Consider the following 13,396-nt stretch of genomic DNA (forward strand, 5'->3'; position numbering starts at 1 on the left):
ACCGCATGCCAAAAAGCACCCCCCGGGAATCACAACGGAGAAACGTAACGTTTGTCCGATGATTGCCGGGAGGTGCTTCGTAAGGCGCATAGTTGCCAGACGATCACGCCTTTATATATTTGAGCGCCTTCTCGATCGCTTCGTCTTCGGTCGGTGCCGTGACATAGCGGCCGTTAATGAAAATAAACGCCGCCCGCGAGCAAGGACCGCAATACGACTTGCAGCCCACTTTGATATCCGTATCCGGAGCAAGCTTCTGCAGCTTGGACAGCGTCGTCTTCATCTTCATATGTTTGCACTTGTCGCAAACGCGGATGTCATTGGCCATGATCCGTACCTCTTCCCGCTGTGCTTACGCACTCTGATCCAAAGCCAGAGCAGCATGCTTGCTCTGGAGTCAAACCTGGTTTAAAGTCCGGCATGTGATCAATGATCGCCGTGGTTGCCCTTGTTCGGATTCGTGATGACAAACCCTTCGTTCGGCAAGTACAAATAGTCGATTCTGACGCCATCGAGCATCTGCTCGCTTTTTTCCAGCACGACATCGATGCCCTTATCCGTGGCGACAATGATGTCTTCATCTGTAGGCTCGTCCAGTCCAAGAGCGTAGTGGACATGGTTGCTATGCGTAAAGTCGACCTTAACCCGCACCTTTAGCCCCTTGTTTTCTTCCAGATCCAGTTCCTTCAAAAGCACCTTCGCCGCGCTTCTTGTTATTTTGACGTTCATTGATCCCACTCCTTTTGCGTGACGTGACGTGTTCCACCTTCAAAATGATACCACGTTTTCCCGGCATCGTCTAACTTTTGTGGACTTCCATTTCGCAAACCGATAAAATGATGAAAAGCCCATCCCATTTCGAGGTGAACCCATGCTTTCGTTTTATCGGAAATATTACAAGACCGCATTCGACATCGGTCTGATGGTGTTGACCATCTATTTGTTCATGCTCGCCTTCAGCTACTTGTACCGGATCGCGACGCCGATCTTTTTGGCCTTCGCCATCTTCGTCGTCATCGAGCCGTTTGCGCGGTTTTTGAACCGCAGAGGACTGAAGAAGTCGATCGCCACCTCGATATCTACGCTTGTGTTCGTCGTCGTCATCCTTGGCGTCGTCATCGGAGCCGGAGCAATCTTCACCACCCAAATTTATCAGCTTATTCAAAAGATACCGGTATACGCCACCATTCTTCAGCAGGAGATCGTCAACAATATGGGCTTCTGGCAGTCGAAGCTGGAAACGATTCCGGACGACTGGCTGCTCCAGGTGAAGGAATATTCGACCGTCATCACTGAAAAAGGAGCGAAGCTCGCAACCGCGTTTCTCGGCGGACTGTTTAATCTGCTGACTTCGTTCTCGTCATTTTTGTTCAATTTTGCGATCGGGATCATCCTCGCCTATTTTTTGAGCATCGAGATCGAGACGTGGAAGCGGTTCGCCACGGACAAAACTCCGCGCACGTTCAAGACAGCGTTTTTCTTTCTCAAAGAAAACGTATTGAAAGGGATCGTCACCTATATTAAGTCGCAGATGCTGCTGATCTCGCTGACCTTCGTCATTATCTTTATCGCGCTGCTCGTGCTCGGCGTCAAGAACGCTTTCTCGATCGCGCTGCTGTCGGCCATCTTCGACGTCCTGCCGCTGCTGGGTGTATCGACGGTGTTTATCCCTTGGATCGTCTATTTATTTGTAATCGGCAATGTAAAGCTGGCTGTCATTCTCTCGATACTGCTTGCTATCGTGGTCGGAACGCGACAAATTCTGGAACCAAAAATAACCGGCGACTCTCTTGGGGTATCGGCCTTTACGATGCTGTCGTTTATGATCGTCTCGCTGTCCCTGTTCGGCGTAGCCGGCGTTATTTTATCCCCGATCCTGATCATTCTCGTCAAAGCGCTGTACGACCAAGGTTATTTGCGCAGATGGATTCGGCTCCCGGAGGAGGAATACGACAAAAAGGTGCAAAAGTGAGGCCGTCAGCGGATTCCGAACTTCCGCTCGGCCCGGCCGGCGAAATAGTTCATCGCAATCAACGTAACCGCGATATCGTCCAGCGGAAGAAACGGCATCGCATCCGGAAGCACCCAATACAGCAGCACCGGAACGCCGAACAGCAGCTTCTCTCCGGCGGGCACGTCCTTCGAGACGAGCAGCCGGTAGACGCGTCTGGCTACCGTGCTCCAATGTTTGTAAGACAACAGCTTGCGGATCATGCCGGTTCCTCCCTTCCGCTAGTGGCTAGTATATCGCGCTTATGTGTGACGAAATAAGGAGAATGAAACGAAATGCCTGTAATTGCGCTAGTCGCCGGAGATTTGCTTGTCCTGTTCATCTTCGTCCTGCTAGGCAGGGAAGATCACGATATGTCTTTCTCGCTGTCCGCTTCGCTGGAAACGGCGGTGCCCTTCGTGATCGGCTGGATCGCCGCGCTTGCCATCGCCCGGACGTACCGGCTCAGCTCGATCGCCTCCGTACGCAAAGCAATCGGCTGGGCGCTGCTCACCTGCCTGATCGCCGTTCCGATCGGGCTTGCCCTCCGGTCCGTCTGGCTCGGACGTCTGCCTGGCGGATCGTTCGCCATCGTAGCGTTCCCATTGGTTGCCGGTTTTATGACCGTATGGAGAGTGATCTGCGTCTGGCTCTTCTCCTTGTTTTTACCCAGTCGGCGGTTCAAGTAACAGACAGCCGCGATCCCCTCCTTCACCGGAGGGGATTTTTTTCGCTTACAGGCGGGTCAGCTGCCATACAACCGGCGATATTTTCATTTCCTCGCCAAGCCATTCCTGAGCGATCGCCTGGAACAGGCCGGGATTGCCGCTGCAAAAGAAACGGTGTACCGGCAAATCGCCGTTCTCGGCCAACTGCCCTCTGTGATACAAAATCGCGCTGATCTCGCGGGCCGTCTCGTCGGCCGAGCTGATAAGCGATACGTCCGGACCGACCACATCCGATATCGCCTCCGACAAATACGGGTAATGCGTACAGCCTAAAATCAAACAATCCATGTCGCTTTGCCGCATAGGCCGGAGCGATTGCTCCACCACCAGCTTCGCCTCCTCGGAACGGAACATCCGGTTCTCCACGAGAGGTACGAGCCTGGGACATGCCAGACAGACGACCCGGATCGACGGATTTATCGACTGGAGAGCTTGCTGATAAGCTCCGCTGCGAATCGTATTTTCCGTTCCGATCACACCGATCGTTCCGTTTCTCGTCGATTTGATAGCCGCGCGTGCACCCGGATAAATGACACCGACGACAGGGATCGATACCATCGAGCGGATTTTGTGCAGCGCGATGGCGGTTGCCGTATTACATGCGATAACAATCATTTTCGGACCGAACTGAAGTAGATAATCTACGATTTGCCGGGTGAACTCCAACACTTCTTCCGAATCTCTGGGGCCGTACGGCGCTCTCGCCGTATCGCCGAAGTATAGTATGTTTTCCATCGGAAGCTGCCGCATGACTTCTTTCGCGACCGTCAGCCCTCCGACCCCGGAATCCAATATCGCGATCGCTTGTTGCACTAGGTTCGCTTCCTTTACTTCGATGTGTAAGGCTTACATGTTACAATATGAGCTCCCCTTCCAAAACGTACCACTCCCGCTGCCCATGAAAGAGCCTGCTTTGCTCCCATCTAACCGATACGGCCCTCCCCCCGGCTCCCGCTTCACAAGGAAAGGCCCGGGGCTTTCGCCCCGGGCCTCGCTCCCTGCGTTTGTATCGGTTGCCTATTTCTGCAGCTCATCCAACGTTCCGAATTTGTAGCCGTCTTTTTTGATTGCCTTCAAAATCCGGTCCATCGCTTCGATATTTTCTTTGGAAGCCTGGTGCATCAAAATAATATTGCCGTCATGCACATTGCCGGTCACGTCGTTGAACGCATCCTCCGCCCCGTTCTTGCGCGGTTCCCAGTCTTTCATCGCCGTCGACCAGAAGTAGGACGTATACCCCAGATCGGACATTAGCGTCAACAGGTGCATACTGTATTTGCCGTAAGGGAAGCGGAAAAACTTCACCGGCTCCTGACCGGTGATGTCCTTATACAGCTTCTCGTAATCGGCCACTTCCTTTTTGACCTGATCGTCGGTCAGCGTAGTAAAATCCTTATGCGTAATTGAATGATTCCCGACCGTATGGCCTTCCTCAAGCAGCAGCTTGATATAATCCGGATTGTTCTTCAGGTTGTAGCCGGTGACGAAAAACGTCGCTTTGACTTCATTGTCCTTCAAGCTTTTGAGCAGCGTCTCGTAATCGAGCAGCTCTCCCCCGACGTCAATCGTCAAATATACCGTATTTTCTTTGCCGATCCATACGGCTTTCTGCTCCGGCTTCAGCTGCTTCGTTTCCGCCGGAAATCCCGGGACCTCGCCCTTTTTCTTTTTCATGTAATACCAGGACACCGCTTTTTGGTCCGCAGCGGTCGGCTTGACCGGTTCTTTGGGCGGCTCGGTTTTCGGAGGCTCCGCCTTCGGCTGCTCCGCTTGGGGCTGTTCCGGTTTCGGCTGTTCGGCCGCCGGTTGGCCGGTCTTCGGAGGTTCCGGCTTTAAGGCTGCTTTCGGCTCTTCGGCTGGCTTATCGCCTTGGGTGACCGGAGGCGCAGCGTTCCCTCCAGTGGACGGAGCGGCCGGCGTCTCGCCTTTTTTCCCCGGGTCGGACGCGACAGGAGTTTTGCCGCCTTCCTGCTGGCTCTCGGACGGGTCGGGAGAAGCCCCCTGCGGCCCGTTCCCCGCCGAATCGGAGCAGCCGGACAGCAGCGTCCCGGCTACGAGAGCCGCGGTTAAGATCGAGCTGATTGTGCGCATTCAGGTTCCCTCCTCGCTCTGTCTAACGTATTCGACAAGCATTCTCCGGTTTCCTTGTCAGACGGTCTGAAATCTCCAGCCTGAAATCAAATCCCCGAAACGTATCCGCATTCGGCTTCGCTGCCGATTCGGCGTCACGGGGACTCGGGTAAAGCAGTCTTAAGCGCGGCGGGCGCGGTCGATGCGCCACATGGCGATCTGGATGGCGGAGATGAGCACAAACCCGGTCAGGGCGAGGAACGGGATCGTCACAAAGCCGAACCAGTTAATATACTCCGCATCGCAAGGAACGATGCCGCACGAGAAGGAATTCGACTTGATCCAGTCCGTCTTCTCCATCAGGTAATGGTACAGCGAGATGCAGGCGCCGAGCAGGGTCATCGGCAGCACATACATGTACACCTGCTGTTTGCGGGCCGCCGCTATTCCCAATATGATAACTTGCGGGTACATCAGAATGCGCTGATACCAGCATAGCTTACAGGGCATGTACCCTTTCACCTCGGAGAAGTACAAACTGCCGAGCATCGCCACAAGAGCGATCGCCCAAGACAGATGGAGGCCGTTTTCGGCCCAAAATTTGCGCATGCTGCAAGAACTCCTTTTTGTCGGTTCCGGCGCTTTTGCCAGTTGGAACGTTCTTCGCCCGCCTGCAAAAACGGATGAACCTTGAGTTTAAGCGATCATTTCGATAGGATAGGGTCAACCGGGTGCTTCCCGGCGCCCATAACCATTATAGTGGAAATTGTTTTATTCGGAAAGGTGAGCTGACTCCTGACACCTACGAACGATTGCGACCTCCCGACCGTCCGACAGCCGGACGAAACGCGGCCCTCTGCCGGAAGCGTTCGCTCCCGAAAAACCGAGCGTTCTCTGTAATCTAAGGGAAACCTCAATAATTTTCGACATCAATCGACATAATTTTCAACTCTTTTTTTAATGAAACCCTACTAGCTTCTTACGGACATGAGTCAGAAAAACCAGCATTAGCAAGCATTTCCTATCTCACTTTACAAATTGCAGCACCTGGACGTGAGACTAATCTCCTATATAGGTTTTGTAACTTTTGTCGTAAAATATATAGACGACATCCATTAAGATTTTCGGAGCTGACGCAATGATGCAAAAAATTCCGGTGACTCGTGACGGCAAAAGAGGCTCAGACATCATCACGATTCCGTCCAGCGATATAGTAAAAATCGATAAGATCCGGAATCGGGATTACGTCGTTCATACGAAAACTGATCAATTCTACCTCGATCTTTCGCTGGAAAGCATCGAAGAATGGCTGTTCGAGGACGGGTTTCGGCTGATTGACACAACCAATGTCGTCAATATGAACCATGTCGTGGAGTACGATTCCAAAAAGGGGACCGTGTATTTCGATCATCGCTCGGCGCAAGAGTCCAAGGTCGCATCTGCCGCAAGGATACATAAAGAACACGTCGAGAATATGATGGAGATGCTCCGGCTCGCCAAGCTGAGCAAAGCAGAGGAGGGACTTCGCGACAATTCGTTCGAAGAACGAATGCGGGATATTGCCGAATCGCATGATGACGACCGTTTCGTCCGGTCGTATTCGACGATCCGCGCTGTCGTCGAACGGGAGAAAGCCGAACGAAAGATCAGGCATATGGCGTATCACGACGCTTTGACCGACCTGCCCAACCGTCTTCTGTTTCACGAACGGCTAAACGAGGCGTTTCATCGCTCCGAGAAAACCGGCACCATTCTGGCCGTTCTATTTATCGATCTGGACCGGATTAAAGTCATCAACGATACGCTCGGTCATCATATCGGCGACGAGCTTCTCAAATATTGGGCGGACAAGCTGAAGGCGAACAAACGGCCCCAGGATACGGTAGCCCGCTTCGGCGGCGACGAATTCATCGTGCTGCTCACCGATATTACGAGCATTAACGAAGTGCTGACGTTCGCCGGCTTTATTCCGCAACTGTTCAGCGAACCGTTTACTTACGGGGAGCACGATCTGTACGTCACTTCCAGCATCGGTATCAGCGTATACCCGAGCGACGGCACCGACGCGGATACTTTGATCAAAAACGCCGATACCGCTATGTACCGCGCCAAGGAAAAAGGCGGCAACACGTTCCAGCTGTACCGCTCCGAGATGAACATCCGCTCGCTCGAGCGTCTCAATATGGAGATCGATTTGCGGCGGGCGATGGAACGCAGAGAGATTACGGTTTATTACCAGCCGATCGTCGATCTCGGGTCGGGCCGGATCTACGGCATGGAGGCGCTCGTCCGGTGGAAGCACCCGATACGGGGCATGATTTCTCCAGCCGAGTTCATCCCGCTGGCCGAAGAGACCGGATTGATCGTTCCGATCGGCAACTGGGTGCTGAAGGAGGCGTGCCGCCAGAACGGAGAATGGATCGCGCAGGGGCTGCCTCCGCTCGTAGTGGCGGTTAATATTTCGGTCAACCAGTTTCAGCAGCCCGGGTTTATCCAACTGATCAAAGGAACGCTGGAGTCGACCGGTCTGGACCCGAAGCTGCTCTGTCTGGAGATAACCGAAAACGTCGCCATGAAAAACGTCAACTACATCGTGGAGACGATCGACAAGCTGCGGGAACTGGGCGTCCGGATCTCGATAGACGATTTCGGCACCGGTTATTCCTCGCTCAGCTACCTGAAACGGTTCCGCGTCCATACGTTGAAGATCGACCAGTCGTTTATCCAGGAACTGACAACCGATGAGGAAAATGCCGCCATCGTCACGGCGCTCATCGCTATGTCGCACAAGATGAAAATTAAGGCGCTCGCCGAAGGTGTAGAGACCAAGGCGCAGCTCGAATTTTTGCGGCGGTACGGGTGCGACGAGATCCAGGGGTACTTGTTCAGCACGCCGTTGCCCGTGTCCGACTTCGAGCATTTGATCCGGGTAAACCGCAACTTATCCGAGGTTTTACGATAAGGCCGTCCACTTGCGAATGTTCGCACTTTAGGCGGAGTACGGGACGGGTGAAACTTTTTCCCGTTTCGTTCGTTTAAAGTAACGAATAACTTCGCTGGTACAACGTCAGAACTCCTAGCAGGATACGAATGCCGCTGTGCAGACGTATCCCGTCTGATCTGTACTTCGTGGAAAGGATGCGCGAATGGAAACGAGAAACGCCGCCAGTCCGGCCGCTAGAGGCGCCGCGCCGCTCCCTCCGAGGAGAAAGAAACCGAAACGGCGCAAGGTCAACTGGCTTGGACGGTTTATGCTTTCCTTTTTTTTCGCTTCGTTGCTGTTTGGCGGCTGGTTTTTCCTGACTCCTTCCGGAACCCAATTCCGTTATATGATGGCTGACACGCTGATCACGACCCAGCACCGGCATTGGGCCAAATATTTGATCGGCCAGGAAGGACTGGAGCGTCAAGTCGCCAGCTATACGAAGCAGTTCGATGAAATGTCCGATCTTAAAAGCACGCTGCCGGTCTTCGTCCCGACTCCCGTGGAGCTGGAGCAGCAGGACAAGCCGATCTTCGACATCGAACCGATCGAAGGACCCAAGTTTAAAGGATATCTGGTCAAAGTATACGATCCCAAAAAGATTCGTCTCGCCGTCCCCGAGAAAATCGGCAAAGGCGAAAAAGTATCGAGCATGGTGAAGCGCACCGGTGCCGCTCTCGGTATTAACGCAGGCGGTTTCGTCGATCCGGAGTGGAAAGGGAACGGCTTCCAGCCTACGGGCATCGTTATCTCGGGCGGCAAAATCTTCTACAACGACGGCGCTATGAATACGCCGACCTCGATCGTCGGCATCGACAAGAACGGCCGCATGATCGCCGGCAATCACAAGCCTTCGGATATGCTGGCGATGGGCGTTCAGGAGGCCGTGACGTTTAAGCCGCAATTTATCGTCGACGGCAAAGGGCTGATCAAGGACCAGGCTAGCGGCTGGGGGATCGCCCCGAGAACGTGTATGGCGCAAACCGCGGACGGTACAATATTGTTCGCGATTATCGACGGGCGGCAAACCCACAGCATCGGCGCAACGCTGTATGACGTGCAGCAAATTTTCCTGGAGCACGGAGCGGTCATCGCCGCGAATCTGGACGGCGGCTCGTCCACCGTGCTGGTCAAGGAAGACGAGATCATTAACAAACCGGCGAGCCCTTACGGCGAACGCTACTTGCCAACCGCCTTCCTCGTCTTCGATCATCCCGAGAAAGCGCAAATCCGCAACGTCTGGGAAGGGCTCGACATCAGCAAGATCGATCCGTCCAAATGGTGATCCGAATGTGGTGGAACGCAGCATGCCGTTCCCCGCACAAAAGGCTGTCCCTCAGGTCCATACTGCGGACCTCGGGGACAGCCTTTTCAGTCATGCCTTCCACCCGGCCGGGGCGGCTTGGGGCAGACTCGTTATTTGATGGTGCTGCGTCCGAGCACTTCGGCGTCGGCCGGCATCATTTCCTCTTCCGCCACGGCGACTTCCTTACGCGCATCTTTCCACGCTTTCACTTCGTCGGATACGGATTCGACGACTTCCTTCGCCTTTTGTACCCATTCGCCGGTTTGCTCCGTTACCTGTTTGGCGATCTCCTGGGTTTTCACCCCGACCGTATCGGCCAATTCTTTCGTCTTCACGCCGACTGTACCGGCCAGCTCCTGCGTTTTCTCGGATACTTTGTGCGCCTGATCGGACAAATCTGCACGAAGCTCCTTGCCGGATTTTGGAGCGAACAGCAGCGCCGTAACAGCTCCAAGCACTCCTCCTACGACTGCACCGATCAAAAAGTCTTTCCCTCTTCCGTTTTGTTCAGACATCATTCCCAACCCTTTCGTTCGGATTTTTGGGCAGTTGTTCGACAGAACGCTTGCGGGATTGCCACTTCCGCCACAATTGCAGACCGAGTGTCGCCCATTCCATCACCTCGGCTACCTGATTGCGCTCCCGGTTCACCCGATCCCCGGCGCGCCTGACGGAATCGGAGACCGTAGCCGACACCTGCTTGACGGATGCCGACACTTGCGAGACGGATTCCCCTACTTGACCGATGGATCGAAACAAGGTGTCCACAGACTTCATCTTGCCTTGTACATCATCGGTAATTTGTTGGGTCGTGTGCATCAGCTTGACGGTTTCCTGGCTGATCGCGTCTACTTTCGCGTCGATGTGCGCAAGCGTTTCGGTCACTTGTTCCAAGGAAGCTTTCGCAGATATCAAGGTCTTGATTAAAAAATAGACGAGCACGATAAAAGCGGCGGCGATACAAGCTACACTGATTTGAATGATCAAAACGCTACACACCTCCTCTTTATAGCAAGACGCCTCTGGACGAATGCCCAGTTCATACTTCTATTATAAGTCTACCCGGCACCATTTGACACAGTTTCCATGAAAAAAAAGTGAAAATCGTGCGTCTATTTCTAAAAAACACCATAAAGAGGTATAAAAAATGTTCTTATAGAAGTTGAACTAATGAAAAATGATCTCCATTTTGTTTCCGAAAAATGGGTTTAAGTTTCAAACATCTCCCTCTGGGAGTTTGGAATGTGTCTCGGATTGGATTGGCCTTCAGATTGTTGACACTCCAAACTTGTCTTCCGAAGCCCATTTTCCGGTGAAAACTCTAATGTTGTAGATAAGAAAATCGTCCGGAACGTCCGGACGGTCCTTTGACGTACAAACCCATATGTTAGCGCGCGGAAGGGAATGGGCACCTTCGCTCCAGCCGCTCGTCCTCAGTCGGGTTGTCTTGTTTAGACTTGGCCGTAACAACATTGAGGACCGAGTGTGATTTTGGCGGGTTCGTGCCTAATTCACACCCAGTGTGATTTTGGCGGGTTCATGCCTAATTCACACCCAGTGTGATTTTGGCGGGTTCATGCCTAATTCACACCCAGTGTGATTTTGGCGGGTTCGTGCCTAATTCACACCCAGTGTGATTTTGGCGGGTTCGTGCCTAATTCACACCCAGTGTGATTTTGGCGGGTTCGTGCCAAATTCACACCCAGTGTGATTTTGGCGGGTTCGTGCCTAATTCACACCCAGTGTGATTTGGCTAGCATCTTCGTCTTCATGCGGTAGCATCGCTAACGAACCCAGTATTCCTTATCAGAGCCGAAAGCGGACGTTTGAATTCTAACGAACTCTTGGATTGTTATTCCCGCAAATCGGATCGTTTTTTTCCACTTTCGGTTTAATAACGATCCCCGGATTCGTTACGTCTGAAATAACGTCGTTTTTCGGCCATAAGCACGATCCGATTCGTTAGTCATCGGACCTGAGTATACGTTCACTACCGCCAAGGAAGGCCCCCCTTCCCTTCCCTTCCATTCAGCACGGTAAAGAACTTAAACTCTTACTGGCAGAGCAAAAAAGGACTGCCCAGTCCGGCGGCGGCACACACCGGACATCGGGGCACTCCTCTCCCGCCTTATTCGGACTCGCGAATCTGCTCTTTCACCCGGCGATACGCTTCTTCGAAGGTCGCGGCGCGTATGTGCGTCTTCTGCTCCGGCAGAAGGCCGGCCCCGGCATGCTCGTAGCGGGGATCGTAGTAAGCGGTAAGCAGCAATGCGACGGCGTCGGAGAAGCGGTCCTCGCGGATGCTTCGCTCGATCTCTGCAGCGTCCGGCGTATGAATTCTCCGCTTAATGTAACGGAACGCATCCAGCACCTCGTCCTTGTGCAGATGCGGTTCGTATTCGCTCACGATATAGCGGACGCGCGCTTCCGGCGGCAGCTCGAGAACGAGCTGCCGTCCGCGGTCTTTCGCCTCGGCAAGAAACGGAGGAAGACATACTTTTCCGATCCGTTTGCTCTCCGCTTCCATCAGAACGTAGGGCGAACTTTTCAACTGCTCCAGCCGGAGCGCCAGCAGCGCCTCGAACGTTTTCTGGTTGTTCGGCTTCACTCCGATTTGCCCGAATATCGATCCCCGGTGACCCGCCATACGCTCGAGATCGATCACCGGGTAGCCTTCCTTCTCCAGTTGCCGCAAGATGGCGGTCTTGGCGCAGCCCGTATTGCCGTTTAATACGACCGCCTTCTGGGTGAACTCGTACGACTCCAGCGTCTCTACGACCCAGCGGCGGAACGCCCGGTATCCTCCGCTCAGCCGGTATACCCGGATATCCATCAGCGACAACAGCGTCGCGGTAGTCCGGCTGCGCATGCCTCCCCTCCAGCAGAAAACCGCTTTCCGGCCGGGAATGGCGGCGAACTCGCGGATAAAGCCGGGCAGCTTGGCGGAGATGATCTCAAGTCCGCGGTCTTTGGCCGCCTGAATGCTGACCTGCTTGTACAGCGTACCGATCTCGGCGCGCTCTTGATCGTCGAAAAACGGGATATTCAGACTGCCCGGAATCGTCGAGTCCTCATATTCCTGGGGCGACCGCACGTCCACCAGCACCAGCTCGCGGCTGGCCTGGAGCTCCAGCAGCCTGTCTATCGTGATGTCTTCCATCGCTGCCGTCAACCTCGCTTTACCTCGCTTCGGGACTCGTCCAGCACCCGGATCGTGCCCGGGTGATCGGCAACGGCCTCGCCGATCGCCGCCGCTTCCACGCCGGCCGCAAGCAGAGCTTCCAGCAGCTGCTTCGCCTCATTTGCCGGCACGGCAATCAGCAAGCCGCCAGAAGTGACGGCATCGGCCAAAATCCATTGCCCGATCTCGTCGATTGAGTCCGCGAACATCACACTGTCCTGGACGTGCGCGAAATTGTTTTTCGTGCCTCCCGGCACGAATCCAGCTTCGGCGAGCTCCCGCACGCGCGGCAGCACCGGCACGTCCGGCCGGTACAGGCGCAAGCCGACGCCGCTTCCCTTGGCCATCTCCATCGCATGTCCGAGCAGTCCGAATCCGGTCACGTCGGTGCAGGCGTTGACGCTGAACGGCTCCATCGTTTCCGCCGCCGTTTTGTTCAGCGTCGTCATCACTTGCGTTACCCGCTTCATCTCGGCTTCCGACAGCTGGTCCTTCTTGATCGATGTCGTCAGGATGCCGACTCCGATCGGCTTCGTCAGCAGCAGCGTGTCACCCGGCTTGGCGCCGGCGTTCGTGCGGATTTTCCCGGGATGAATCGTCCCGGTAACGGCCATGCCGAACTTCGGTTCGTTGTCGTCGATCGAATGACCACCGACCAGCGTCGCTCCCGCTTCCTTCACCTTGTCCCCGGCTCCGCGGAGAATGTCAGTCAATATCGACTTGTCCAGCTTGTGGATCGGAAAGGCAACGATATTCAGCACGGTCAGTGGCTTGCCGCCCATCGCGTATACGTCGCTGAGCGCGTTAGCCGCGGCAACCTGCCCGAAGTCGTAAGGATCGTCCACGATCGGCGTGAAAAAGTCGACCGTCTGTACGATCGCGAGATCGTCGGTCAGCCGGTATACGCCGGCATCGTCGCTCGTATCGAGACCGACCAGCAGGTCGGCGTTCGGCACGCCCGGAGGCAGGCCGCGCAGCACCTGGGACAGATCGGCGGGGCCGATCTTGCAACCGCAGCCTCCTTTCGAAGACAGCGAGGTTAATTTGATTCGTTCAGCCGCTTGCGATTGCGATTGCGCTTGATTGTCACTCATCGGAATCTCCCTTTCGTTCTTCTCGTACAATCGTTCACTAATCC

Annotated in this window: 14 protein-coding genes; 4 read left to right on the forward strand and 10 right to left on the reverse strand. The window is 54.4% G+C overall.

Annotation, left to right across the window (positions count from 1 at the left end; genetic code table 11):
- Positions 1-103: 103 nt before the first annotated feature.
- Both PV433_RS00925 and PV433_RS00930 read right to left on the reverse strand, forming a co-directional pair.
- Positions 104-328 carry a DUF1450 domain-containing protein gene (locus PV433_RS00925; RefSeq protein WP_190928723.1) on the reverse strand — a complete coding sequence of 75 codons (225 nt, stop codon included), beginning with the start codon at positions 326-328 and terminating at the stop codon, positions 104-106.
- A 98-nt stretch (positions 329-426) separates the two neighbouring features.
- Positions 427-729, reverse strand: a complete 303-nt coding sequence (locus PV433_RS00930; protein WP_332070335.1) for a HesB/IscA family protein — start codon at positions 727-729, stop codon at positions 427-429.
- A gap of 142 nt (positions 730-871) precedes the next feature.
- On the opposite strand from PV433_RS00930, the gene ytvI reads away from it, so the two are divergent.
- Positions 872-1,972 (forward strand): sporulation integral membrane protein YtvI, encoded by a 1,101-nt coding sequence (gene ytvI, locus PV433_RS00935; protein ID WP_332070336.1) that lies wholly within the window; start codon positions 872-874, stop codon positions 1,970-1,972.
- Between the two features lie 5 nt (positions 1,973-1,977).
- Here ytvI and PV433_RS00940 read toward each other — a convergent pair whose 3' ends face one another.
- A complete protein-coding gene (locus tag PV433_RS00940; protein WP_332070337.1) occupies positions 1,978-2,214 on the reverse strand; it encodes a hypothetical protein in 237 nt (78 codons plus the stop codon).
- 72 nt (positions 2,215-2,286) lie between these two features.
- Here PV433_RS00940 and PV433_RS00945 point away from each other — a divergent pair, with 72 nt between their 5' ends.
- Positions 2,287-2,679 carry a DUF3054 domain-containing protein gene (locus PV433_RS00945; RefSeq protein WP_332070338.1) on the forward strand — a complete coding sequence of 131 codons (393 nt, stop codon included), beginning with the start codon at positions 2,287-2,289 and terminating at the stop codon, positions 2,677-2,679.
- A gap of 45 nt (positions 2,680-2,724) precedes the next feature.
- Here the strand turns inward: PV433_RS00945 and racE are convergent, their stop codons facing one another.
- From racE to PV433_RS00960, 3 genes are all read right to left on the reverse strand, one after another.
- Positions 2,725-3,531, reverse strand: a complete 807-nt coding sequence (racE, locus tag PV433_RS00950) for a glutamate racemase (RefSeq protein ID WP_332070339.1) — start codon at positions 3,529-3,531, stop codon at positions 2,725-2,727.
- A 204-nt stretch (positions 3,532-3,735) separates the two neighbouring features.
- Positions 3,736-4,809 carry a polysaccharide deacetylase family protein gene (locus tag PV433_RS00955; protein ID WP_332070340.1) on the reverse strand — a complete coding sequence of 358 codons (1,074 nt, stop codon included), beginning with the start codon at positions 4,807-4,809 and terminating at the stop codon, positions 3,736-3,738.
- Positions 4,810-4,968: 159 nt separating this feature from the next.
- Entirely contained in the window at positions 4,969-5,397 is a 429-nt protein-coding gene (locus PV433_RS00960) for a disulfide oxidoreductase (protein ID WP_332070341.1), read from the reverse strand.
- A gap of 529 nt (positions 5,398-5,926) precedes the next feature.
- Here PV433_RS00960 and PV433_RS00965 point away from each other — a divergent pair.
- Positions 5,927-7,750 (forward strand): EAL domain-containing protein, encoded by a 1,824-nt coding sequence (locus PV433_RS00965; protein ID WP_332070342.1) that lies wholly within the window; start codon positions 5,927-5,929, stop codon positions 7,748-7,750.
- A 184-nt stretch (positions 7,751-7,934) separates the two neighbouring features.
- Positions 7,935-9,056, forward strand: a complete 1,122-nt coding sequence (locus tag PV433_RS00970) for a phosphodiester glycosidase family protein (protein WP_332070343.1) — start codon at positions 7,935-7,937, stop codon at positions 9,054-9,056.
- Between the two features lie 131 nt (positions 9,057-9,187).
- Here the strand turns inward: PV433_RS00970 and PV433_RS00975 are convergent, their stop codons facing one another.
- From PV433_RS00975 to selD, 4 genes are all read right to left on the reverse strand, one after another.
- The gene (locus PV433_RS00975) at positions 9,188-9,595 is read right to left on the reverse strand and encodes a YtxH domain-containing protein (protein WP_332070344.1); all 408 of its coding nucleotides are present in this window, start codon (positions 9,593-9,595) and stop codon (positions 9,188-9,190) included.
- Positions 9,585-10,064, reverse strand: coding sequence for a DUF948 domain-containing protein (locus PV433_RS00980; RefSeq protein WP_332070345.1), 480 nt, complete (start codon positions 10,062-10,064; stop codon positions 9,585-9,587). Before PV433_RS00980 ends, PV433_RS00975 begins: the two co-directional genes overlap by 11 nt.
- Positions 10,065-11,205: 1,141 nt before the next feature.
- Positions 11,206-12,237, reverse strand: a complete 1,032-nt coding sequence (gene mnmH / locus PV433_RS00985; RefSeq protein ID WP_332070533.1) for a tRNA 2-selenouridine(34) synthase MnmH — start codon at positions 12,235-12,237, stop codon at positions 11,206-11,208.
- 8 nt (positions 12,238-12,245) lie between these two features.
- Positions 12,246-13,352 (reverse strand): selenide, water dikinase SelD, encoded by a 1,107-nt coding sequence (gene selD / locus PV433_RS00990; RefSeq protein WP_332070346.1) that lies wholly within the window; start codon positions 13,350-13,352, stop codon positions 12,246-12,248.
- Positions 13,353-13,396: the final 44 nt, after the last annotated feature.

The organism is Paenibacillus sp. GYB004, from assembly GCF_036577605.1.
GTDB classification, from domain to species: domain Bacteria; phylum Bacillota; class Bacilli; order Paenibacillales; family NBRC-103111; genus Paenibacillus_AB; species Paenibacillus_AB oceani.